Genomic DNA, 22994 nt, shown 5'->3' on the forward strand with positions numbered 1-22994 from the left:
AACCGTGAAAGGTTCGCGTCGCAGCGTCGTCGAAATCAACCGGTTTTCCGCGGCGCCGACCGGATCCGGCGGTCCTCCGGCGCGGCACGGCCGCCCTCAACCTGCCGTAAAAGACTGGAAAGTGGTGCAAGCATGGGCGGATGCGACCTGGTGGTGTACGGCACGGGGCAGCCGGATGGGCGGCGGCCTGCGCACTTCTTCTCACGGTTCTCCCGGCGCTCTCAGCCTGCGGCGCGGACCGGACGGGCACACGTGCCGGGAGCGGCGGCGCCGCGCGGGCCACGGCCGCGTCGGCCCGGATCCCGGACGTCGGCGACCGCTGGCAGAGCCGGATCCCCGCCGACTCCCGCCAGGTCGTGGCCGTGTACGGCGACGACGCGGACTCCGCGAGGGCGACCGTCGTGCTCTACGCCAAACGGGGCCGTCTCTGGGAGCGGGTGCGCGACTGGCGGGGGCACAACGGCAAGAACGGCTGGACGCCCGACCATCATGTGGGGGACGAGCGCAGTCCCGTCGGGGTGTTCACGCTGAGCGACGCGGGCGGTGTCCTTGCCGACCCCGGCACCCGTCTGCCGTACACCCGCTCGGACGACTTCGCGGCGCCGCGCTGGTGGGAGCGGTCGCACTGGCACGACTTCGACTACGTCATCGCGATCGACTACAACCGCGTCCCGGGCAATCCGCCCGACGATCCGGAGCGGCCCGCCGGCGAGGAGAAAGGTGGCGGGATCTGGCTCCATCTGGACCACGGCAGCGGTACGTCGGCGTGCGTCAGCATGCCCCGCCCGGCGATGGAGTACCTGCTGCGCACGCTCGACCCGGCCCGGCACCCGGTGGTCCTGATGGGGGACAGGGCGGCATTGAAGGCGTAGCTCGCCGACCTCCCCCGATACGTCCTACCGGCTCAGCACCCCCGCGCCGCACCCCCGTCGATCAGCGTGTCCAGCAGCCCGCCGAGCACCTCGCGCTGCTCGCCCGTCAGGGGGGCGAGGATCTCCGCGGCCGCCGCCCGACGGGCGCCGTGCAGTTCGCGCAGGGCCTCGTGTCCGGACAGGGTCAGTTCGATCCGGATCACCCGGCGGTTGGTCGGATCCGGCACCCGGCGCACCCGCCCGCCGGCCTCCAGGGCGTCGACCAGGGTCGTCACGGCGCGCGGGACGACTTCGAGCCGTTCGGCCAGGTCGGCCATCCGCGGCGGCGAGTCGTAGTGGGCCAGCGTGCGCAGCAGCCGGGACTGGGCCGGGGTGATGCCCAGACCGCACTGCTGGAGGTGGTGCTTCTGGATCCGGTGCACCCGGCGGGTGAAGCGCAGCAACTGCTCCGCGAGCGGGCCGTCGGGATCGGGCGTGGTCATGCGGGAACAATATCAGGACCACGTTCATTGTGAGCATAGGTAACAATGAGCTATGCTCCGCAAGTCTCTGTTCCCATGCGATCCGTTCTCATGCAATCCGTTCTCATGCGACAACCGTCCCCACACCACCCGTAGGAGCCCATGAAGCCCGACAAACCCGATCCCCAGGTGCGCCGCATCCTGCGGCTCTTCCGTCCCTACCGCGGCCGGCTCGCGGTCGTCGGCCTGCTGGTCGGCGCCGCCTCGCTGGTCTCGGTCGCCACGCCCTTCCTGCTGAGGGAGATCCTCGACGTCGCGATCCCCGAGGGCCGCACCGGCCTGCTGAGCCTGCTCGCCCTCGGCATGATCCTCAGCGCCGTCCTCAGCAGCGTCTTCGGCGTGCTCCAGACCCTGATCTCCACCACCGTCGGCCAGCGCGTCATGCACGATCTGCGCACCGCCGTCTACGGCCGCCTCCAGCGCATGTCGCTGGCCTTCTTCACCCGCACCCGCACCGGCGAGGTGCAGTCCCGCATCGCCAACGACATCGGCGGCATGCAGGCCACCGTCACCTCCACGGCCACCTCCCTGGTCTCCAACTTCACCAGCGTGGTCGCCACCGTCGTCGCGATGATCGCCCTCGACTGGCGGCTGACCGTCGTCTCCCTGGTCCTGCTCCCGGTGTTCGTCTGGATCAGCCGCCGGGTCGGCGACGAGCGCAGGAAGATCACCACCGAGCGGCAGAAGCAGATGGCCGCGATGGCCGCCACGGTCACCGAGTCGCTGTCGGTCAGCGGCATCCTGCTCGGCCGCACCATGGGCCGCGCCGACTCCCTCACCCGCACGTTCGCCGGCGAGTCCGAGCGGCTCGTCGACCTCGAGGTGCGGTCGAACATGGCCGGACGCTGGCGCATGTCCGTGATCACGATCGTGATGGCCGCGATGCCGGCGTTCATCTACTGGACCGCCGGTCTCGCGCTCCAGCTCGGTGGCCCCGCCGTCTCGCTCGGCACGATCGTCGCCTTCGTCTCGCTCCAGCAGGGCCTGTTCCGGCCCGCCGTGAGCCTGATGGCGACCGGTGTGCAGATCCAGACCTCCCTGGCGCTCTTCCAGCGCATCTTCGAGTACCTCGACCTGCCCGTGGACATCACCGAGCGGCCCGACCCGGTCCACCTCGACCAGGTGAAGGGCGAGGTCCGCTTCGAGAACACCACGTTCGCCTACGACGACCAGGGCACCCCCGTCCTCGACGGCATCGACCTCACCGTCCCGGCCGGCGGCAGTCTCGCGGTCGTCGGCCCCACCGGCGCGGGCAAGTCCACGCTGGGCCACCTCGTGCCGCGGCTGTACGACGTCACCGGCGGCCGGGTCACCCTCGACGGCGTCGACGTGCGCGACCTCGACTTCGACACGCTCGCCCGCGCGGTCGGCGTGGTCTCGCAGGAGACGTACCTCTTCCACGCGACCGTCGCCGACAACCTGCGCTTCGCCAAGCCGGACGCCACCGACGAGGAGCTGCACGCGGCGGCCCGCGCGGCGCAGATTCACGACCACATCTCCGCCCTGCCCGACGGCTACGACACGGTCGTCGGCGAGCGCGGCCACCGCTTCTCCGGCGGTGAGAAGCAGCGCCTGGCGATCGCCCGCACCATCCTGCGCGACCCGCCGGTGCTGATCCTGGACGAGGCGACCAGCGCGCTGGACACCCGTACCGAGCACGCCGTGCAGGAGGCCATCGACGCGCTCTCGGCCGACCGCACCACGCTCACCATCGCCCACCGGCTGTCCACGGTCCGCGACGCCGACCAGATCGTGGTCCTCGACGCCGGGCGGGTCGCCGAACGGGGGACGCACGAGGAACTGCTCGCGCGGGACGGGCGGTACGCCGCGCTGCTCCGTCGGGACGCCCGACGTGAGCCGACCATGGAGCCGACAAGATGAAAATACGCCCGGTGATGCCGGAATTGTGGCGATACGGGGGTTAGCGTGCCCGCATGCAGATGAACACTCCGCCACGGAGCACGATTCGACTGACGCGCCGGGGCCGGGTCGCCCTCATCGCGACCGGAGCCGTCGTGGCAGGCACCGCCGTGGCGGTGCCGCTGCTGAGCACGGACCGTCCGGAGGAGCCGCCGAAGCCCACCACCCTCGTCATCCCGGAGGGCTGGCGCGCGAGCCGCGTCTACGAGGCCGTCGACAAGGCGCTCGCCCTGCCCGCCGGCACCACCCGCAAGGCGCTGCCGCAGGCCGGCCTGAAGCTGCCGAACGACGCGGACGGCAACCCGGAGGGCTACCTCTTCCCGGCGACGTACCCGCTGGAGAAGGCGACGCCCCAGTCCCTGCTGACGGCCATGGTCGACACCGCCGACAAGAAGTTCAACGGCGCGCCGATCGCCGCCGGTGCCCAGCGCAACTCCATGAACGTCTACCAGGCCGTCACCATCGCCAGCCTCGTCCAGGCCGAGGCCGCCACCAAGGCGGACATGGGCAAGGTGGCCCGGGTGATCTTCAACCGGCTGGAGCGCGGGATGCCCCTCCAGATGGACTCCACCATCAACTACGCGCTCAACCGCTCGACGTTGAAGACGACCCAGGCCGACACCCGGATCGAGAGCCCCTACAACTCCTACCAGCGCATGGGACTGCCGCCGACGCCGATCGGCAACCCCGGTGACGAGGCCCTGCGCGCCGCGATCAGCCCCACACCGGGCGACTGGCTGTACTTCGTCACGGTCAAGCCCGGTGACACCCGCTTCACGGCGAGCTACTCGGAACACCAGGCGAACGTTGCCGAGTTCAACAAGAACCAGCAGAGCCAGAAGCAGCAGAGCCCGGCTGCCCCGAAGACACCGTAGAACCCACAGAGCCCACAGAACTCACAGAACCCGTCAGGCGGCGGCGGGCTTGCCGGTCTCCCGGGCCAGCAGTCGCCGGATGTCCCGTACCGCCGCCCGGCCGGCCCGGTTCGCACCGATGGTGCTGGCGGACGGCCCGTAGCCGACGAGATGGATCCGCGGGTCGGCCGCCACGCGCGTGCCGTCCATCCGGATCCCGCCGCCCGGCTCGCGCAGCCGCAGCGGCGCCAGATGGTCGAGGGCGGGCCGGAAGCCGGTCGCCCAGAGGATGACGTCGGCGGCGACCCGCCGCCCGTCGTCCCACTCCACCCCCTCCGGGGTGATCCGGTCGAACATCGGCAGCCGGTCGAGGACCCCGTCCGCCAGCCCCTGCCGGACCGCGTCGTTCAGGGGCAGGCCCGTCACGGACACCACGCTCCTCGGCGGCAGCCCCTGCCGTACCCGGTCCTCGACGAGCGCGACGGCCGCGCGGCCCGCGTCCTCGTCGAAGGGCCCCTCCCTGAAGACGGGCGGGCGGCGCGTCACCCACGTGGTGGCGGCCGCGTACGGCGCGATCTCCATCAGATGCTGGGTACCGGACGCGCCGCCGCCCACCACGACCACCCGCAGCCCGGCGAACGCCTCGGGCCCCGGATAGCCCGCGGTGTGCAACTGCCGTCCGCGGAAGGTCTCCTGGCCCGGATAGCGCGGCCAGAACGGCCGGTCCCAGGTGCCGGTGGCATTGATCAGCGCCCGCGCGGACCAGATGCCTTCGGAGGTCTCGACGGACAGCCGTCCGCCCACGCCCTCCCGGACCGCCGTCACCTCCACGGGCCGCCGCACCCGCAGGCCGAAGGCCCGCTCGTAGGCGTCGAAGTACTCGGTGATGACCTCGGACGACGGCCGGGCCGGGTCCGCGCCCGTCAGCTCCATCCCGGGCAGCGCGTGCATGCCGTGCACCTTGCCGTACGTCAGCGAGGGCCACCGGAACCGCCAGGCGCCGCCCGGACCCGGGGCGTGGTCCAGCACCACGAAGTCGCGCTCGGGCTCGAAACCGGTGCGCCGCAGATGGTAGGCGGCGGCCAGTCCCGCCTGACCGGCGCCGATGACGACCACCTCGACCTCGCGTACATCGTTCACGTTTCACCTAACGCCGCCGTCCGCACGGATCTTCCCCCGGCCGGATGCGGGAGGCGGTCCACAAGCCCGGCGCGCAGTACGGCGAACCGTGGATCGGCGGGGTCGCGCGGCCGGCCGAGCCCGATCCTCCGCTCATGGGCGACGGCCCCGGCGTCCATCACCAGCACGCGGTCGGCGAGCAGGACGGCCTCCTCGACGTCGTCCGTGACCAGCAGCACCGCGCACTCGCGCCGCTGCCACCACTCGTCCAGCAGACGTCGGGCCTTGGCGCGGGCGGGCGCGTCCAGCGCGCCGAACGGGTCGTCGAGCAGCAGCAGATCGGGTTCATCCGCCAGCGCCGGCGCCAGGGCCCGGATCGAGGCGGCGGGCCGGGCCCCGGCGCGGCCCGGCAGCACCGCCCGCCGCACCCGCTCCCACGCCGTCGGCCGGGCCGCCCCGGAGACGAGGGCCCTGCGGCGCGGCACCAGCACGGTGCCCTCGACATCGCGGTCGACCCCCGCGAGGACCCGCAACAGCGCGGACCTCCCGCCACCCCCGATCAGGGCGACGAACTCGCCCGGCCGGACGTCGAGACGGAGACCGTCGACAACGGCCCGGCCACCGTGGACGTGCCGCAGCCCCTCGACGCGCACGACCCACGGCACCCGCACCTGACCGTCGTTCGCCATGGCAGCGGCAGCCTTTCGGGGGAACCGACGACGACATCGGCGAGCACGCCGAGAAGGCCCGGGAAGCCGGGCGCAGGCAGGGAGGGAGAGCGAGAGGTCGTCAGCGGCGACACGCGGCCGAGGCCACCCGCAGCAGGTCGATGTGACCGCGCGTGGTGAGCAGCGCCGAACGCAACATGCCGAGGAACGTAGCCAGGCGCACGGACAGGGTCAATGGCCGTCTCGCGCAGCGGACATGCGACGGAGATGCGGCGGACATGCCGTACCGCCGGACACGTCGTATCCCCGGCGGATGGGTCACGATGGGCTCATGGAAGCCGCGTTCACCACCCGAGTCCTGCACATCGCGTCCGGCACCCGGGAGCGGGTCGTCGACCTGACCCGGGACTGCGAGGCGTTCCTCGACGAGGCCGCGGCAGGCCGCGACGGTCTGCTGAACGTCTTCGTCCCGCACGCCACCGCCGGCATCGCGATCATCGAGACCGGCGCCGGCAGCGACGACGACCTGCTCACCTCCCTGCACACCCTGCTCCCCGCCGACGACCGCTGGCAGCACCGGCACGGCAGCCCCGGCCACGGCCGCGACCACGTCCTCCCGGCCTTCGTCCCGCCGCACGCCACCCTGCCGGTGATCGGCGGACGGCTGGAACTGGGCACCTGGCAGTCGGTGTGCCTGGTGGACACCAACAAGGACAACCCGGAGCGCCAGGTCCGCCTGTCGTTCCTCGGGTAGGCGGCTGACGGGGGAGTCGTGAACCCCGTCGGACTCGGCGCGCACGGGACATGCGAGGCTGGCCGCGCTGTTGCGGAAGCCGGGTTCGGCACAAACGGGGGAACGTCATGGGGGATTGGGTGTCGAGGCACCACAAGTGGCTGTCGAGTCTGGCCATCCGCCGGGACCGGCCCGCGACGAGGAGTTGCGGTTCGCCGGGACCTCCTATCCGCCGCACGCCGTGCTGCCGGGCGGTCTGCCCGGATTCGAGGACGGGTACAGCCGCGTCTTCCTCATGCCCGAGTGCCCGACCGGCATCAAGAAGCCGCGCGGCGACGACCACCGTCTGCTCGTGAGCACGTGGACCTACTTCGCCAAGAGCCGCGAGGAGAAGGCCGCCATGCTGCGGCTCGCCGTGCGGATGACGAACGTGGTGACCGAGAAGCTCGGTTGTGGCGGCGAGCCGCTCCCCGAGCCGAGCGACGGCGCGGTCCCGGACACCGGCCGGTTCGTGCCCCGCGCGGACGCGAAGGGCACGGCCTGCGACGCCCTCGCCACCACCCGTGTTCCGGCGGAAGGCCGCGACGGGGAGGTGCGCATCGCCGTCGCGGACGGCGGCATCGTCGGACGCTGCACGCTGTACGCGCCGAAGGGCGATGACGGCAGTGACCGGCGGGGCCGACCGCTCGTCGAGCTCACCGCTTGGCGCGGCGACTGGGGCACGGACGTACGCGAGTGGGGCTCCGGCCCCGACCCCCTGCCGATGGGCACCGGTACCTGGAAGCCCGCACTGACCGAGGACAGGGCATGGGCCGTCGCCCGGTGCGACGGCGGGAACGCCGGCTTCGCCGCGCACCGGGGCTACGACCACCGCCCCGGTGAGGAGCGGGAGAGGGACGAGAGGAAGCACCCGCTGACCGAGGCCGAGAAGCAAGCGCAGCGCGTCCTGCTGCGCGAGTACGTGGCGGAGTTCGCGAAGGACCAGGTCCGGCGCGGGCACTGCACCGGGCTGCAACTGCCCGAGATTCCGTGAGGCCCGTTGCCGCGCTGCCCGCCGGCGCGCGTCCCCACAGGGCCCAGCGGATAAGGAGCTGACCGGTCGACGGCCGGATACCGAGGAACAGCCCTGAGGCCAGTTACCCTCGGGACTGTCCTCACGGAGGAGACGCGGATGACCGAGTTCGACGCGCTCTTCGACGCCGTACGCGCCTGGGGCCGCTGGACCCCCGCCGACCGGGGCGCCTGGAATCGGGTCGGGGCGGAGCAGGTGCGGCGGGCCGTGGCCGGGGTGCGGTCCGGGGAGGTCGTCCCGTTGGCGCTGCCCTGGGACACCCGGCCCGGACCCGACAATCCCCGGCCCGTGCTGCACCACATGACCGACCTCGGTGACGTGGAGAGCCCGGAGCCCTCCGCGTACAAGGACTTCGTCGCCGCCGACTACCACGGCCGGAGCGTCACCCATCTCGACGCGCTGTCCCACATCGCCTACCGGGGCCGCCTCTACGACGGCCGGGCGGCGGACGAGTCCGTCGACGCCGGGGGCGCCCGCTTCGGATCGGTCGCGGCGCTCGGCGCCCTGGTCACCACCGGTGTGCTGCTCGACCTGCCCGCCGTCCACGGGGTCCCCTGGCTGGAGCCCGGACAGGCGGTGCGGGCGCGGGACGTCCTCGCCGCCGAGCAGGCGCTCGGGGTCACGATCGGCGAGGGCGACGCCGTACTGCTGCGGACCGGGCACGTCCGCCGTCGCGCGGAACGCGGCGCCTGGGACTCCGCCGCGCTCAGTGCGGGCTTCCATGTGGACGCGATGCCGCTGCTCGCCGAGCGGGGGGTCGCGCTGATCGGCAGCGACGGCGACAGCGACGTACGGCCGTCGCCGGTGGCGGGTGTGCATTCGCCGGTGCACGCGCTGGCGGTCGCCGCGCTGGGGGTGCCGTTGCTCGACAACCTCGATCTGGAGGCCCTCGCCGGGGCGACGGCAGGGGCGGGCCGCCACACGTTCATGATCGTCGTGGCGCCGCTGAACATCCCGGGCGGCACGGGCTCGCCCGTCACCCCGGTCGCCGTGCTGTGACCGGCCGGCCCGCCCACGTCGGCGGCCGGCCCGTCCACGTCCGCGGCTGACCTGTCCACGTCCGTACGGGGCGGACACACCGTGACTAGTGTCCGGTATGTCCGTATCCTCGGCTGTATTCGTACATCCAGCCATCCAGCCACCCGGCGATGTCGCGTTCTTCATGGCTGGTGGAATGTCGCGGGCGTGAGTGAGGCGAAGCATGGTTCGGTCCGGCGGGGAACCGATGCCGACGGAGGCCGCCCACCTCCGTGAGCGGTTCCTCCAGGGGGAGCCCGTCGCGCGGGGCGGGGTGCGCGGCTCGATCCTCGACTCCTGGCGGCGCTGCCGGAGCCTCGGGCTCTCCCCTGACCAGGCCGATCTGCCCTTCCACGACGACTTCGATCCGGACGGGCGGATCGTGCGCGCCGCCGCACCGGTGCTGGACCGCCTCCAGGCCCGCTACTCCGGGACCGAGATCAACATCAGCGTCGCCGACGCCACCGGGACGGTCCTGCTGCGCCGCTTCGGGGAGGCGTCGCTGGTCGCCCGGCTGCCGGCCTTCCAGCGTGTCCCCGGCTTCATGTTCGCCGAACGGTTCGCCGGCACCAACGGCATCGGACTCGCGCTGGCGGACCGCCGGTTCATCCGGGTCCACGGCGCCGAACACTTCGCCGAACGCTCCCAGCAGAACGCCTGTGTCGCGCTGCCCGTCCGGGACCCGCTCAACGGGCGGATCGAAGGCGTCCTGTGCTTCGGCTATCCGCGCGCAGCCGACAGCCCGGCGCTGGGCATCGTCCTGCGCAGGGCGGTGCGGGCCGTGGAGCGGCGGCTGCTGGGCGAGAGTTCGGCCCGTGAGCGCGCGCTGCTGCGGGCGTACCTCGCCACGGGCGCCGACACCGCCGACGGTCCGCGGCGCGGTGTCGCGCTGGACGAACCGGCGCTCGGGCTCCGCCCCCGGGACCGGGCGCTGCTCCTGGAACGCGCCGCCGAGCTGCTCTCCCGCGGACAGCGGGCCGCCGTCGCCGTGACCCTCTCCGACGGCCGGCGGGTCACCCTGGTGAGCCGCCCCATGGCGAGCGCCTCGGGGGTGGCCGGTCTCGCCGTCGAGGTCGTCGTCCCCGGACCGGCCGCCCCCGGCGGGCCCGGAGGGACCGGGGCCGCCGGGGCCGCCGTCCCGCACCGGAGCGACGCCCTGCCCGAGTTCGCGACCGCCCCCACCGTCCTCGCCGCCGTGTCCCGGCTCGCACGGCTCACCGCCGCAACGCCACCCCGCCCGGCGCCCGCCACACCGGCGGCGACCGGCGGTGCGGCGACCGACGGCCGCCGCACCGGCCCTCCGCCGTCCGACCGCACGGGGCCCACCGGCCGGGCCGGGCCCGCGACCCCGCCCCCTTCCACCCGAGGTCTGCTCCTCGTCGGCGAACCCCACGTCGGCGCCTACGCCGTCGCCGCCCGCCGACGGCTGGAGCTGCTGTCCGAGGTCGGCGCCCGGATCGGCACCACCCTGGACGTGCGCCGAACCGTCGAGGAACTCGCCGAGACGGCCGTCCCGAGGTTCGCCGACTACGTCACCGTCGACCTGCCCGAGCCCGTGCTCCGCGGCGAGGAGTCCGCCGATCCGCTCGCCGACCTGGTGCGCACCGTGGTCCACGGCATCCGCGACGACCTCCCCTTCACGCCCGTCGGACAGCGGATCGTGTTCGGTCCGACCGCGCCCCAGGTGCGCTGTCTGACCACCGGCCGCGCCGAGCTGGAACCGGACCTGAAGGTCGCCGCGGGCTGGCTCGCCCAGGACCCCGAGCACACCGGACGGCTGCTGGCCCACGTCCACTCCCTCATCGCCGTACCGCTGCTCGCGCGCGGTGTCGTCCTGGGGGTCGTCGGCTTCTACCGTGCGCAGGACCCCGCCCCCTTCGGCGACGACGACCGGTCGCTGGCGCAGGAGCTGGTGAGCCGGGCCGCCCTGTCCACCGACAACGCCCGCCGCTACACCCGCGAGCGCGGGATGGTCCTCGCGCTCCAGCGCCGGCTGCTGCCGCACGGGCTGCCCGACCAGGACGCCGTGGAGGTTGCCCACCGCTATCTGCCCGCCGAGTCCGACGTCGGCGGGGACTGGTACGACGTCATCCCGCTCTCCGGGGCCCGGATCGGCCTCCTGGTCGGCGATGTCGTCGGCCACGGCATGCTCTCCGCCGCCACCATGGGCCGGCTGCGCACCGCCGCCCGCAGCTTCGCGGAACTCGACTTCCCGCCCGACGAGGTCCTCGGCCACCTCGACAACCTGGTGGGCCGCCTCGACCGCGACGACCCCGACGGCGAGGGCGTCGGGATCATCGGCGCGACCTGCCTGTACGTGATCTACGACCCGACCGAGCAGCGCTGTGTGATGGCCCGCGCCGGGCATCCGCCGCCCGCGCTGGTCCGCCCCGACGGCACCGTCTCCTACCCCGAACTGCCCGCAGGACCGCCGCTGGGTCTCGGCGGGCTGCCGTTCGACGCGGTCGAGATCGACGTGCCGCCGGACAGCGGGCTGGTGCTCTTCACCGACGGGCTCATCGAGGACCGCCACCGCGACGTCGACCTCGTCCTCGACCAGTTGTGCGGTGCCCTCGCCGACCATCCGGAGCGCTCCCCCGAGGAGACCTGCGAGGCGATCCTCGACAGCGTCGCCCCCGCCCACCCCTCCGACGACATCGCCCTGCTCGTCGCCCGCACCCACGCCCTGGACCCCGCCCGGATCGCCGCCTGGGACCTGCCTCCCGACCCGGCCCTCGTGGGCGAGATCCGCGCCCGCGCCACACGCCAACTGGCCGACTGGGGGCTCGAAGACACCGCGTTCGCCGTCGAGCTGATCCTCAGCGAGCTGGTCACCAACGCGATCCGGCACGGCTCCGGTCCCGTCCGGGTCCGACTGCTCCACCACCGCTCACTGATCTGCGAGGTCTCCGACAGCAGCAGCACGGCCCCGCATCTGCGCCAGGCCGGCTCCCACGACGAGGGCGGTCGCGGCCTGTTCCTCGTCGCACAGCTCGCGCGGAGCTGGGGGACCCGCCATCTGCCCGAGGGCAAGGTCATCTGGGCCGAATGCGGCCTCGACGCCGCCTGACACGCGGGCTGCGCGGAGTGTCGTACGCGAGGGCACGTAATGTCACAAACAATGTCAAAACGACACGAAGATCCCGACCCGCCCACGGCGCACTCCGTGCTGAGCGTCCGCGGGCTCGGCAAGCGGTTCGGCGGGACCGTCGCCCTGGACGGCGTCGACCTCGACGTTCGCGCGGGCGGCGTCCTCGCCCTCCTCGGGCCCAACGGGGCCGGCAAGTCCACCCTCATCAAGGTCCTCGCCGGTGTCCACCGCGCCGACACCGGCGAGGTCACGGTCGACGGCCACCCGCTCGGCAGTCACGCCGCGACCCGCGCCATGGCGTTCATCCACCAGGACCTCGGCCTCGTGGAGTGGATGACGGTCGCCGAGAACATCGCCCTGGGCACCGGATACCCGCGCCGCGCCGGACTGATCTCCTGGCGGCGGACCCGCGAGCGCTGCGCCGACGCCCTGCGGACCGTCGCGGCCGGCCTGGACCCGGACACCCCGATCGCCCGGCTCGCCCCCGCCGAACGCGCGCAGGTCGCCATCGCCCGGGCCCTCGCGGCCGACGCGAAGCTCCTCGTCCTGGACGAGCCGACCGCCCGGCTCCCCGCTGCCGACTGCGCCCGCCTCTTCGACGTCCTGCACACCCTGCGCGACCGCGGCCACGCCCTCCTCTACGTCAGCCACCGCCTGGACGAGGTGTACCGGGTCGCCGACACCTTCGCCGTCCTGCGCGACGGCCGGCTCGTCGGCCACGGCCCGCTGGCCGGCCACAGCCCCGCCCGCCTGGTGCACGACATCGTCGGCGAGGAGCAGCCCACGACGGTCCCCCCGGGCACCGCGGGCCGCACCGGGCCGGTCGTCCTCGCGCTCGACGCCGCCCACGCCCCCGGCGTCGGGCCGGTGAGCCTGGAACTGCGGGCGGGGGAGGCGCTGGGGCTGGTCGGTCTCACCGGCGCCGGACACGCCGCACTGGGCCGCGCCCTGGCCGGCGCCCGGCCGCCGCTCGACGGCGGGGTCCTCCTCGACGGCAGCCCCTACCGCCCCCGCACGGTGGCCGAGGCCGTGGCGCGCGGTGTCGGCCTGGTCCCCGCCGACCGGCTGCGCGAAGGCTGCCTCGCCAGCTTGACCGTACGGGAGAACCTCCTCGCCGTGCCCCGGACCGCCGACGGGTCCGCGCCGCACTGGATCCGGCCCCGCCGGGAACGCGCCGAGGCCGCCCGGCTGATCGCACGCTTCGCGGTGCGGCCGGACGACGGCGAGGCCGTCCTCGCCACCCTGTCCGGCGGGAACCAGCAGAAGGTCATGATCGGACGCCGGCTGCGGGTGGGCCCACGCCTGCTGGTCCTGGAGGAACCGACCGCGGGCGTCGACGTCGGCGCCAAGGCCGCCCTCCACCGGCTGCTGGACGAGGCGCTCGCCCAGGGCCTCGCCGTCCTGCTGGTCTCCACCGACGCCGAGGAGGTCGCGAGCGTCTGCCGCCGCGCCCTGGTCCTGGTGCGCGGATCGGTCACCGCCGAGCTGAGCGGACCGGCCCTCACGGCCGCCGCGCTCACCCGGGCCGCCTCCGCCCTCCCCGGACCCGCGACCGGGACCGGCACCGCGACCGGGACCCGCCCATGACGGCCACCCCGCGCCCGCGCCGCCCCGGTGTGCACTGGATCGGCGCGTACGGGCTGCTCGCCCTCACCGTCCTGCTCGTCCTGGTCTTCTCGCTCGCCCTGCCCCGCACCTTCCCCACCCTGGACACCGTCGACTCGATCCTGTCCAACCAGTCCATCCCGGCCGTCCTCGCGCTCGCCGCGACCGTCCCCGTCGTGACCGGCGCCTTCGACCTCTCCATCGGCTACGGGCTCGGCCTGGCCCATGTGATGGTGCTCCAGCTCATCGTCGAGGAGGGCTGGCCCTGGCCGCTGGCCTGCCTCACCGTGATCGCGGGCGGCGCGCTGGTGGGCGTCCTCAACGGGATCGTCGTCGTCTTCGGCCGGATCGACTCCTTCATCGCCACCCTCGGCACCGGCAGCATGATGTACGCGGTCAGCGGATGGGTCACCGACGGCGGCCGGATCGTCCCCGGCCCCGGGGGCCTGCCGCCCGCCTTCACCGACCTCTACGACTCCACCTTCCTCGGCCTCCCGGTCCCCGCCTTCTACGTGCTCGTCCTCGCCGCCGCGCTCTGGGTGGTCCTGGAGCGGCTCCCGCTCGGCCGGTATCTGTACGTCGTCGGCTCCAACCCGCGCGCCGCCGAACTCGTCGGCATCGGCGTCCGTGCCTGCACGGTGTATGCGTTCACCGCCTCGGGGCTGATCGTGGGCTGCGCCGGTGTACTGCTCGCCGCCCAGCAGCAGATCGGCAACCCGAGCGTCGGCCTCGACTATCTGCTGCCCGCCTTCGTCGGCGCCCTCCTCGGCGCCACGGCGATCAGACCGGGCCGGCCGAACGCCCTCGGCACGGTCGTGGCGGTCGCCGTCCTGGCCGTCGGCCTCACCGGCATCGGCCAACTGGGCGGCGAGTTCTGGACGGTCCCGCTGTTCTACGGCGGCACCCTGCTGCTCGCCGTCGGCCTGGCCGGGTACGAGGCGCGCCGCCGACTGCGCGGCGGGAGGGAACCGGAGGGGGGAGGGGCTGCCGCCGTCCCGCCGTCCCCGCCCTGACCCTGCCGCCTCGCGGGACGGGCGCCGGACGCCTGCCGCCTGCCGTCCGTCCCGCACGGTCCGCCGCACACCGTCCCATCGCCGCACCGCCGCCCGCTGTTCCACCGTCCCCCAGGGAGGCCCCTGTGCCCGGTCACCCTCCAGGCGCCCCCGCCCCCGCCCGCGCCCCCGCCCGCGCCGCGCGGCTCGCCTCCTGCGTCCTGCTGGCCTCCGCCGCCCTGCTGGCCGGGTGCGAACGCGGGTCCTCCCGGGATCCCGACGACACCGTCTCGGGCGGGGCCGGCTGTCCCGCCGTACAGGCCCGGGCGGCCGCCGCCGTCACCACGGCCGAGGCCACCGACGCGCCCTGGGACGGACCGACCACCGGCCCGGCAGCCGTGTCCGGCCGGACGCTCGTCTACGTCGCCCAGACCATGACCAACCCCGGCGTCGCGGGCGCCGCCGACGGTGTGCGGCAGGCCGCGCGGGTCGTCGGATGGACCGTCCGGGTCATCGACGGCGGGGGCACGCCCGCCGGGATCCAGGCCGCGATGAGCGAGGCCGTGGCCCTCAGACCGTCGGGCATCGTCATCGGCGGGTTCGACCCCGACGCCACGTCACGGCAGGTCGCCCGGGCCGGTGAGCTGGGCATCCCCCTCGTCGGCTGGCACGCGGTCGCCGCCCCCGGCCCCAGCGGCCGGCCCCCGCTCTTCACCAACGTCACCACGCGCGTCGAGGACGTGGCCCGGATCAGCGCGCAGTGGGTCATCGCGGAGTCCGGCGGCCGGGCTGGCGCCGTGATCATCACCGACGCCTCGATCCCGTTCGCCCGGAACAAGTCCGAGCTGATCCGCGCCGCGCTCGCCACCTGCCCCGGGGTGCGGATCCTCGCCTACGAGAACATCCCGATCCCGGACGCGAGCAGCCGCACCCCGCGCGAGATCTCCGCCCTCCTCGCCCGGTTCGGCGACGCCTGGACGCACTCCGTGGCCATCAACGACCTGTACTTCGCCGACGCCGCGCCCGCCTTCCGCGCGGCCGGTGAGCAGGGCACCGGGCCGCCGTACAACATCGGGGCCGGGGACGGCGATCCGTCCGCCTTCCAGCGCATCGGCAGCGAGCAGTACCAGCAGGCGACCGTGCCCGAACCGCTGTCCCAGCAGGGGTGGCAGATCGTCGACGAGTTCAACCGGGCCTTCGCCGGCCGCCCCGCCACCGGGTACGCGGCCCCGGTGCACATCACCACCGCCGCCAACAGCGAGGGCGCCACCACCTGGGACCCGCCGGGCTACCGCGAGGCGTACCGCGCGATCTGGAGCCGATGACGGGACGCCGACCGCCCCGCCACCGGGTACGCGGCCCCGTCCCGTCACTCGGTGTCGAGCTGGTGGTCGGCCCACACATAGCTCGCGGGCAGCAGCTCGGCGACCGGCACCGCCCGAATGCCGTCGCCCTCGCCCACGATCACCTCGACGCCGGGGAAGTAGTCGAGGAGGACCTGCCGGCACCGGCCGCACGGGGGTACGACTCCCCGGTCGCGGTCGCCCACGGCGACGATCGTGTCCAGTTCGTAGACGCCCTGCGCGGCCGCCGTACCGATGAGGACCAGTTCGGCGCAGGGGCCTCCGGTGAAGTGGTAGGCGTTCACCGCGGTGACGATCCGGCCGTCCGGGGCGCGGCCCGCGGCCGCCATGGTGTGGTGGTCGCCGCGGCAGCGCGTGCGGGCCACGTGGGCCGCGGCCTCGACGAGTTCGCGGTCGACGGGGTGGTTCTGCACGGTCATCCTCCCTGCCTACCGGTCAGCCCAGGGCGCGGTCCAGATTGAACGCCGCGCTGATCAGGGAGAGATGGGTGAACGCCTGCGGGAAATTGCCCTGTTGTTCGCCGGTGTGGCTGATCTCCTCGGCGTACAGGCCGAGATGGTTGGCGTAGGTGAGCATCTTCTCGAAGGCCAGCCGGGCTTCGTCCAGCCGGCCGGCGTGCACCAGGGCCTCCACGTACCAGAAGGAGCAGATGGAGAACGTGCCCTCGTCGCCGCGCAGCCCGTCGGGGCTGGCGCGCGGGTCGTAGCGGTAGACCAGGGAGTCCGACACCAGCTCGCGGGTGAGCGCGTCCAGCGTGGACAGCCACTTGGGGTCGGTCGGGGCGATGAACTTGGCCAGCGGCATCATCAGCACCGCCGCGTCCAGCACGTCCCCGTCCTCGTGCTGCACGAACGCCCCGCGCTCCGGCGACCAGCCCCGGCTGTGGATCCGCCGGTAGATCCGGTCGCGGGCGGCCTGCCAGCGCGGCAGATCGGCGGGCAGACCGCGCCGGTTCGCCATCCGCACCGCCCGCTCGATCGCCACCCAGCACATCAGCCGCGAGTACAGGAAGTTGCGGCGGCCGCCCCGGGTCTCCCACACGCCCTCGTCGGGCTGGTCCCAGTGCTCGCACACCCAGTCGACCAGCGCGCACACGTCGTCCCACTGAGCGCTGGACACCGGCTTGGCCCACTTGTCGTACAGGTAGATCGAGTCGATCAGCGCGCCGTAGATGTCCAGTTGGAGCTGATCGGCCGCCGCGTTGCCGACCCGGACCGGTGCCGACCCCCGGTGCCCCTCCAGATGGGTGAGTTCGCTCTCCGACAGGTCCGTGCGGCCGTCGATGCCGTACATGATCTGCAACGGTCCCGACGGTTTGCCGTCGCCCGGCGCGATGTGCCGGGTCACGAACTCCATGAACGCCTCGGCCTCACCGGAGAAGCCCAGCCGCAGCAGCGCGTAGACGCAGAACGCCGCGTCCCGCACCCACACATACCGGTAGTCCCAGTTCCGCTCCCCGCCCAGCTCCTCGGGCAGACTCGTGGTCGGCGCGGCGACGATCGCCCCGGTCGGCGCGTACGTCAGCAGCTTGAGGGTGAGGGCCGAGCGGTGCACCATCTCCCGCCAGCGCCCCCGGTACCGGGAGGCCGACAGCCAGCGCCGCCAGTACGACACCGTGGCCGCGAACTGCTCCTCCGCCTCGGTGCGCGCGCACCGGCGGGGCGTCACCTCGCCGCCGACCCGGTCCAGCGCGAACACCGCCGACTCGCCCTCGGCGAGCTTGAACTCGGCGCGCACGTCTGCCCCTTCGGCCTCCACGGGGACCGTCGCGGTCAGCGCCAGGGTCAGCCCGGCGGAGGCGAAGACCGCCACGTCGTCCTCGACGCGCAGGGTGTGCGGCTGCGCGCCGTAGTCGAACCGCGGGGCCACCCGGGCCGTGAAGGGGACCGTGCCGCGCACGCACAGCACCCGCCGGATCAGCCGGTGCCGGTCCGCGTCGCCGGGACCGCCGTCCAGCGGCATGAAGTCCTGCACCTCGCCCACCCCGTCCTCGGTGAAGAACCGGGTGATCAGCACGTTGGTGTCGGGGAAGTAGAACTGCTTGGTCCGGCCCGGGACGGCCGCCGCCAGCGCGAAGGAACCGCCGCGCTCGGCGTCCAGGATCGCGCCGAAGACGCTCGGCGAGTCGAACGCGGGGCAGCAGTACCAGTCGATCGTGCCGTCCGTCCCCACCAGGGCCACACTGCGCAGATCACCGATCAGCCCGTGCTCGGCGACCGGGAGACAGCGCCCGTCCCGGGGCGCACCGGCTGTCCGGCCGTTGTTCGATGCGTCCGTCATCGAGACCTCCCTGGCCGGTCCCGGTCTCCCGCACCGGCGAGACCTCCAGCCTAGAGCTGAGTGCGGACGGCGGCTCAGGGAACGCGGTCCCACGTCCCCCTGGGATCTAGCCGATCTCCACCACCCGCGCCCAGGCCGGCGGTGTCTCCGGCTCGTAGTCCGGATCGTCCTCGTGGTGATACGACGACGAGTCCCGGGGGAACAGACCGACCACCGTCCGGCACGGCGGCGGCGTGCTTGGCCACGGGGTCTGCCCGTCGGTGAGCGCCACGACCACGTCCGGCCGGGGCCGGGAGCGCAGCGCCGCCGTGAATCCGGACCGCAGATCCGTGCCGCCGCCTCCCACCAGCGCGATGCCCTCGCCCCGGCACAGCGGATGCACCGTCCGCGCCGCCGCGTCGCACGACACCACGCTCACCAGGTCCCGCCGCCCGCCCACGGCCCGGGAGATCGCCGCGATCTCCAGGAGCGCGCCGCCCAGCTCGGCGTCGCTCACCGACGCGGAGGTGTCGACGACCACGCAGACCCGCGGCGGTCTGCGCCGCAGGCTCGGCAGCACGGCACCGGGCACCGACGTCGAGCGCCGCGACGGACGGCCGTACGTGTAGTCCTCGCCCGCACCGGGCCCGGAGGCCGCCGAGCGCACCGCCGCGCCCAGCAGCTCCCGCCACGGCTGCGGCGGATGGAACGCCTCCTCCGCCCACCGCTGCCACCCCTGCGGTGTGCTGCCCGGCCGCGCCTTGATGCCCTGCGCCACCCGGAACCGCACCGCGTCCCGCTCCTGCGCGCTCAGCCCGTGCGCCCCGTCCGGGCCCAGGTCCCACTCCCGCTCGCGCCCGTCGGCGCCGCTGCCGCAGTCCAGCCACGCCAGGCCCTGTGTGTGCGGACCGAGCCGGAACTCGCGCAGGTAGTCCTCCATCAGCTTGCCCGCGGCCAGTTTCAGCAGGCCGGGCACGACCGCGCCCGGCGGACGCAGCAGCCCTTCGCCGAACGCGTCGTCGTTGATCTCGCAGTCCGCGGCGATGTTCATGCGCAGCCGCTCGGCCGGCCCGGTCAGACCGCGTTCGCGCGCGACCCGCTCGCTGCGCCCGTGGTGGTCGCGCAGCAGATGGGACACCTCGTGCACCCACACCCCGGCGAGTTCCTCCACGGGCGTGCGGTCCACGAAGCCGGGGGAGACGTAGCACCGCCAGTGCCGGTCGACGGCCATCGTCGGCACCTGCCGTGACGCCACGGTGTGCAGGGCGAACAACGCCGTCGCCAGATAGGGGCGGGCCCGCGCGGCGTGCAGGCGCGCGGCGAAGAGCTTGTCCAGGTCCAGCGCGGGCCGCTCCTCGGTCATCGGCCCGCCTTCGCGCGGCTCGCGGTGCGCGCCGCCGCCTGGTCCGCGTGCCGGGACAGCGTCACCACACCGGCGAGCCGTTCGATCGACTCGGGGACGTCCCAGTCCTCCCGCCGCAGCGAGGCGAGGGTGGTCGCGGGGACGACGACCAGGTCCGGGGCGCCCGTCTCCAGCGCCCGCACCAGCACCGCCCACGCCGCGTCCCAGCGCGCCCGGTCCGGGCGGCCCCGCACCGCCGCCACCACACCGTCCAGGACGGCCTGGCGCAGATCCCCGCGCTCGGGCAGCTCCGCCCCCGCCGGGTCGGCGAGCACCGACTCGGGGTCCGGCAGGTCCATCCGGTCCACGCTCGCCAGCAGCTCCAGCCCCGGACCGTCCCCGACCGTGCCCCGCACCAGCATCGACAGCACCTCGCGGGACGAACCGGCCGCCGTCGCGAACGCGATCAGGGACAGCGTCATGTCCCAGCTCCGGGGCGACGGCCAGGGCCCGCCCCGGCGGGTCTCGGCACTGGGCAGCCGGTGCACCAGCGTGGGCCGGGCGGCGAGCAGCCCGCACACCGCGCGCCGCGCGAAGTCCACGGCCTCCGGCAGCCGGTCCGGGTCCAGCCGGGGCAGGGTGGCACGCGGCCAGACGCCGCCGAGTCCGCGGACGACGACCTCGTGGTCGTGGGCCCAGTGCAGATGGACGAACCGGTTGGCCAGGGGCGGGCTCAGCTCCCAGCCGTCGGCCGCCGAGGACCGCGGATTGGCGGCGGCCACGATCCGTACGCCGGGCGGCAGCCGCAGGGAGCCGATCCGCCGCTCCAGCACCAGGCGGAGCAGCGCGGCCTGCACGGCGGGCGGCGCGGTGGACAGCTCGTCCAGGAACAGCAGCCCCCGCCCGGCCCGCACCAGCCGTACCGCCCACTCCGGCGGGGCCATCGGAACGCCCTGCTCGGCGGGGTCGTCGCCGACGACCGGCAGACCGGAGAAGTCGGACGGCTCGTGCACGCTGGCGATCACCGTGGTCAGCGGCAGCTCCAGCTCCGTGGCGAGCTGGGTGAGGGCGGCGGTCTTGCCGATGCCCGGCTCGCCCCACAGGAGCACCGGGAGATCGGCGGCGACCGCCAGGGTCAGCGCCTCCAACTGGACGTCGGGGCGCGATTCGGTGGTCGAGTCGCGCAACAGGGCCAACAGGTCGGCGGCGACGTCGAGTTGGGGAGTGGGGGACGGGGCGTACATGGTCATGTGGGATCACCTTCGGGGTGCGTGTCCGGGTCCCGGCAGGGCAGGCGGACACGCCCGCACCGCGAAGGGACACCGGAGGAGGAGAGGGAAGAAGAGGAGGGAGAGGGAAAGGGAGGAACGGTCAGGAGAAGGTGGCGTGCCGAGGGCGCGAGCGCCTCGCCCGGCCCCGGCCGCTCGTCGTGATGAGGGGCGGGGCGGGTCTCCGCTCGGTCAGACCCGCCCGGAACAGGCCGTACGCGATCCGTCCCCGCGCGGCCGTCTCCAGCGCCTCGCGCAGCGGACCGCCGCGCAGGACGGCGTCGGGGCCCAGCAGACCCTCGACGACGGCCAGCGCACCGGCGACATCGCCGTGCCGGAGGCGTTCACGGACGTCGGGCAGGCAGTCGGGGCGGCGGTGCGCCTCGTCGATGAACCGCAGACAGGGCAGGGGCGTGCCGGTCAGCGCGGCCAGCAGCTCCTCGCGCCGGATCTCGGCCGGATCGTGGTCCAGGGCGGCCAGCACCCCGTCCACCAGGGCGATCCGGTGCCGGGCGCCCCGGCACTCGACGATCCGGGGCTGCCCCGTCAGGCCCGGAGGCGGTGCGGGACCGGCGCCGGGCGAGGGTGGCCCGTGGCCGGGCGCCAATGCGGCGGCGACCAGCGGATGCAGCCGGCCGGCGTCGATCAGCCCGGCGCGCAGCAGCTCCAGGTCGGGCGGCACCCAGGTCGAGGCGTCGGGCAGCAACGGCAGCCCGGACGCGGCGGCGTCGGCGGGCAGCGGCCCGATGACCGGGCGCGGCTCCACGTCCAGAGCCAGACGGTGCCGTCGGCCGAGCCGTACGACGACGGTACGGGGGTGAGGGCGGCCGGGTGTCCCGCCCGCCCGGTCCGACCGCAGCAGGAGCCGTGCCTCGGCCGCCCACCGGTCCACCGCGTCCCGCGGTGCCGTAGCGGGAGCCTCCGTGCCGGGCGGCAGGTCCGCGCCCGAGCGGGGCCGCAGCTCGTCCGTCCTGCGGGCGTCCCACAGATGGCGGTGCAGATCGAGGCGGAAGCGCCGGCTGGGCAGCGGATGCGGATGGCGACCGCCGGTGCCCCCAAAGCCGAGGCCCTCAAGCCCGGGTCCCTGGGAGCCCGGCCCCGGCCCCTCCCACAGCCCCAGGCCGACGCGCTGTGCGGCGTCCGCCCCGCTCGGTGGCGTGCGCACCACGAGACGCAGGGGCGGTCCGCCGTCGTCGTCCGGTGGGTCGTAGTGGGCGAGGGGGATGGTCAGGCCCGGCCGCAGGAGCCCGTCGGGGGCGATCCTCGGCAGGTGCCAGCGCAGCAGGTCGGGAGCGAGATGGCGGAGATCGGACCGGATCCGCTCCGCCCGCTCCCGGCCGTACCGGCGTGCCACGGAACGCAACGGGAGATCGACGTCCACGGCGGCCGCCGCGCAGGCGCCCGCCCAGTCACCGGTCAGACGCCGGGCCGTCGCGGTCTCGATCATGGAGGCCGGCACGGCGAACTCGCGCACGCGCAGCCACAGAAGAAGTCGGGAATCGTCGGTCGCGGGCCGGGTGAGCGGCCGAGTGAGCTGCTGAAGGGGCATCAGCACTCACCTTGCGCGGACGAGTCCCCCCATCCGTCAACGGGGTGAAGTGTCATCGCGGTGATCGTAACGACGGGGCCCGCCGGACCGCCACGCCTTTTCCGGCTGCGGCGGACCGACGGGCCCCGTCAGGATCGGGTGCCGCTCAGCCCATGCTCTTCGCCCCGTCCAGGGACTCCCGGATGATGTCGGCGTGACCGGCGTGCTGGGCGGTCTCGGCGATGATGTGCAGCAGCACCCGGCGGGCCGACCAGCGTGCGCCCGGCTCGAACCACGGCGCGGCCGGCAGCGGGTGGTCGGCGTCCAGGCTGGGCAGCGAGGCGACCAGCTCGTCCGTGCGGGCGGCCACCTCGTCGTACTCCTTGAGCACCCCGGCGAGGGTCTCGCCGGGCAGCATCTTGAACTCGTCGATCCGCGCGGCGAAGTCGGCCTCGGTCATCGAGTCGAAGTCACCCATCGCCGACGGGCCCTCGACGATGAACTCCGCCCACCCGCGCTCCGTCCCGGCCACATGCTTGATCAGACCGCCGAGACACAGCTCGCTGGCCGTGGTCCGCTGCCCGGCCTGCTCGTCGGTGAGGTCGCGGGTGGTGAACCGCAGGAAGTGCCGCTGCTTGGCCAGCGCCGCCAGCAGGTCCGCGCGCTCGCCGGTGACGGTCTGGCCGAGGGGGGTGGAGTCGCTCATGGTCCTCTTCTTCCGTGAGTGCCGTTCCGAGGTCGAGACCCACAGTAGGAGCGAAAGAGGTCA

General features: G+C 74.0%; 20 protein-coding genes. 10 read left to right on the forward strand and 10 right to left on the reverse strand.

What is annotated here, in order from left to right; translation table 11 throughout:
- Positions 1 to 140: 140 nt before the first annotated feature.
- Complete coding sequence (locus G6W55_RS06370) at positions 141 to 872, forward strand: L,D-transpeptidase family protein (RefSeq protein WP_175519796.1); 732 nt, start codon at positions 141 to 143, stop codon at positions 870 to 872.
- Positions 873 to 904: 32 nt separating this feature from the next.
- On the opposite strand, the gene G6W55_RS06375 is transcribed toward G6W55_RS06370, so the two are convergent.
- Positions 905 to 1354, reverse strand: a complete 450-nt coding sequence (locus G6W55_RS06375) for a MarR family winged helix-turn-helix transcriptional regulator (RefSeq protein WP_175519797.1) — start codon at positions 1352 to 1354, stop codon at positions 905 to 907.
- A 141-nt stretch (positions 1355 to 1495) separates the two neighbouring features.
- Here G6W55_RS06375 and G6W55_RS06380 point away from each other — a divergent pair, with 141 nt between their 5' ends.
- Positions 1496 to 3274 (forward strand): ABC transporter ATP-binding protein, encoded by a 1779-nt coding sequence (locus tag G6W55_RS06380; protein ID WP_175519798.1) that lies wholly within the window; start codon positions 1496 to 1498, stop codon positions 3272 to 3274.
- A gap of 53 nt (positions 3275 to 3327) precedes the next feature.
- Entirely contained in the window at positions 3328 to 4188 is an 861-nt protein-coding gene (mltG, locus tag G6W55_RS06385; RefSeq protein WP_175519799.1) for an endolytic transglycosylase MltG, read from the forward strand.
- 33 nt (positions 4189 to 4221) lie between these two features.
- Here mltG and G6W55_RS06390 read toward each other — a convergent pair whose 3' ends face one another.
- The 3 genes from G6W55_RS06390 to G6W55_RS39515 form a co-directional block, all read right to left on the reverse strand.
- A complete protein-coding gene (locus tag G6W55_RS06390; RefSeq protein ID WP_175519800.1) occupies positions 4222 to 5307 on the reverse strand; it encodes an NAD(P)-binding domain-containing protein in 1086 nt (361 codons plus the stop codon).
- Positions 5304 to 5975: a sulfonate ABC transporter ATP-binding protein gene (locus G6W55_RS06395; RefSeq protein ID WP_175519801.1), complete on the reverse strand. Its 672-nt coding sequence runs from the start codon at positions 5973 to 5975 to the stop codon at positions 5304 to 5306. Before G6W55_RS06395 ends, G6W55_RS06390 begins: the two co-directional genes overlap by 4 nt.
- 100 nt (positions 5976 to 6075) lie before the next feature.
- Positions 6076 to 6177 carry a putative leader peptide gene (locus tag G6W55_RS39515; protein ID WP_354800156.1) on the reverse strand — a complete coding sequence of 34 codons (102 nt, stop codon included), beginning with the start codon at positions 6175 to 6177 and terminating at the stop codon, positions 6076 to 6078.
- 108 nt (positions 6178 to 6285) lie between these two features.
- Between G6W55_RS39515 and G6W55_RS06400 the strand changes: the two genes are divergently transcribed.
- The 7 genes from G6W55_RS06400 (at position 6286) to G6W55_RS06430 (ending at position 15789) form a co-directional block, all read left to right on the forward strand.
- Positions 6286 to 6708 carry a secondary thiamine-phosphate synthase enzyme YjbQ gene (locus G6W55_RS06400; protein WP_175519802.1) on the forward strand — a complete coding sequence of 141 codons (423 nt, stop codon included), beginning with the start codon at positions 6286 to 6288 and terminating at the stop codon, positions 6706 to 6708.
- Between the two features lie 136 nt (positions 6709 to 6844).
- Positions 6845 to 7720 carry a hypothetical protein gene (locus G6W55_RS06405; protein ID WP_175519803.1) on the forward strand — a complete coding sequence of 292 codons (876 nt, stop codon included), beginning with the start codon at positions 6845 to 6847 and terminating at the stop codon, positions 7718 to 7720.
- Between the two features lie 138 nt (positions 7721 to 7858).
- Positions 7859 to 8758: a cyclase family protein gene (locus G6W55_RS06410; protein WP_175519804.1), complete on the forward strand. Its 900-nt coding sequence runs from the start codon at positions 7859 to 7861 to the stop codon at positions 8756 to 8758.
- A gap of 202 nt (positions 8759 to 8960) precedes the next feature.
- Positions 8961 to 11846, forward strand: coding sequence for a SpoIIE family protein phosphatase (locus tag G6W55_RS06415; protein ID WP_175519805.1), 2886 nt, complete (start codon positions 8961 to 8963; stop codon positions 11844 to 11846).
- 51 nt (positions 11847 to 11897) lie between these two features.
- Positions 11898 to 13454 carry a sugar ABC transporter ATP-binding protein gene (locus tag G6W55_RS06420; RefSeq protein WP_254876128.1) on the forward strand — a complete coding sequence of 519 codons (1557 nt, stop codon included), beginning with the start codon at positions 11898 to 11900 and terminating at the stop codon, positions 13452 to 13454.
- Positions 13451 to 14485, forward strand: a complete 1035-nt coding sequence (locus tag G6W55_RS06425) for an ABC transporter permease (RefSeq protein WP_175519807.1) — start codon at positions 13451 to 13453, stop codon at positions 14483 to 14485. The genes G6W55_RS06420 and G6W55_RS06425 overlap by 4 nt, the downstream gene beginning before the upstream one ends.
- A 200-nt stretch (positions 14486 to 14685) precedes the next feature.
- Positions 14686 to 15789, forward strand: coding sequence for a substrate-binding domain-containing protein (locus G6W55_RS06430; RefSeq protein ID WP_375372437.1), 1104 nt, complete (start codon positions 14686 to 14688; stop codon positions 15787 to 15789).
- A gap of 44 nt (positions 15790 to 15833) precedes the next feature.
- Here G6W55_RS06430 and G6W55_RS06435 read toward each other — a convergent pair whose 3' ends face one another.
- The 6 genes from G6W55_RS06435 to G6W55_RS06460 all read right to left on the reverse strand — a co-directional run bounded on the left by G6W55_RS06435 (position 15834) and on the right by G6W55_RS06460 (position 22931).
- Entirely contained in the window at positions 15834 to 16247 is a 414-nt protein-coding gene (locus G6W55_RS06435; protein ID WP_175519808.1) for a cytidine deaminase, read from the reverse strand.
- A 16-nt stretch (positions 16248 to 16263) separates the two neighbouring features.
- Positions 16264 to 18108: a glycoside hydrolase family 15 protein gene (locus tag G6W55_RS06440; protein ID WP_175519809.1), complete on the reverse strand. Its 1845-nt coding sequence runs from the start codon at positions 18106 to 18108 to the stop codon at positions 16264 to 16266.
- Positions 18109 to 18214: 106 nt separating this feature from the next.
- Complete coding sequence (locus tag G6W55_RS06445) at positions 18215 to 19450, reverse strand: VWA-like domain-containing protein (RefSeq protein ID WP_175519810.1); 1236 nt, start codon at positions 19448 to 19450, stop codon at positions 18215 to 18217.
- Positions 19447 to 20679 (reverse strand): MoxR family ATPase, encoded by a 1233-nt coding sequence (locus G6W55_RS06450; RefSeq protein ID WP_175519811.1) that lies wholly within the window; start codon positions 20677 to 20679, stop codon positions 19447 to 19449. The genes G6W55_RS06445 and G6W55_RS06450 overlap by 4 nt, the downstream gene beginning before the upstream one ends.
- 121 nt (positions 20680 to 20800) lie before the next feature.
- The gene (locus G6W55_RS06455) at positions 20801 to 22246 is read right to left on the reverse strand and encodes a hypothetical protein (RefSeq protein ID WP_175519812.1); all 1446 of its coding nucleotides are present in this window, start codon (positions 22244 to 22246) and stop codon (positions 20801 to 20803) included.
- A 145-nt stretch (positions 22247 to 22391) separates the two neighbouring features.
- Positions 22392 to 22931, reverse strand: a complete 540-nt coding sequence (locus tag G6W55_RS06460) for a DinB family protein (protein WP_175519813.1) — start codon at positions 22929 to 22931, stop codon at positions 22392 to 22394.
- Between the last annotated feature and the right edge of the window lie 63 nt (positions 22932 to 22994).

Source organism: Streptomyces sp. CAI-85 (assembly GCF_013363615.1).
GTDB classification, from domain to species: domain Bacteria; phylum Actinomycetota; class Actinomycetes; order Streptomycetales; family Streptomycetaceae; genus Streptomyces; species Streptomyces antibioticus_B.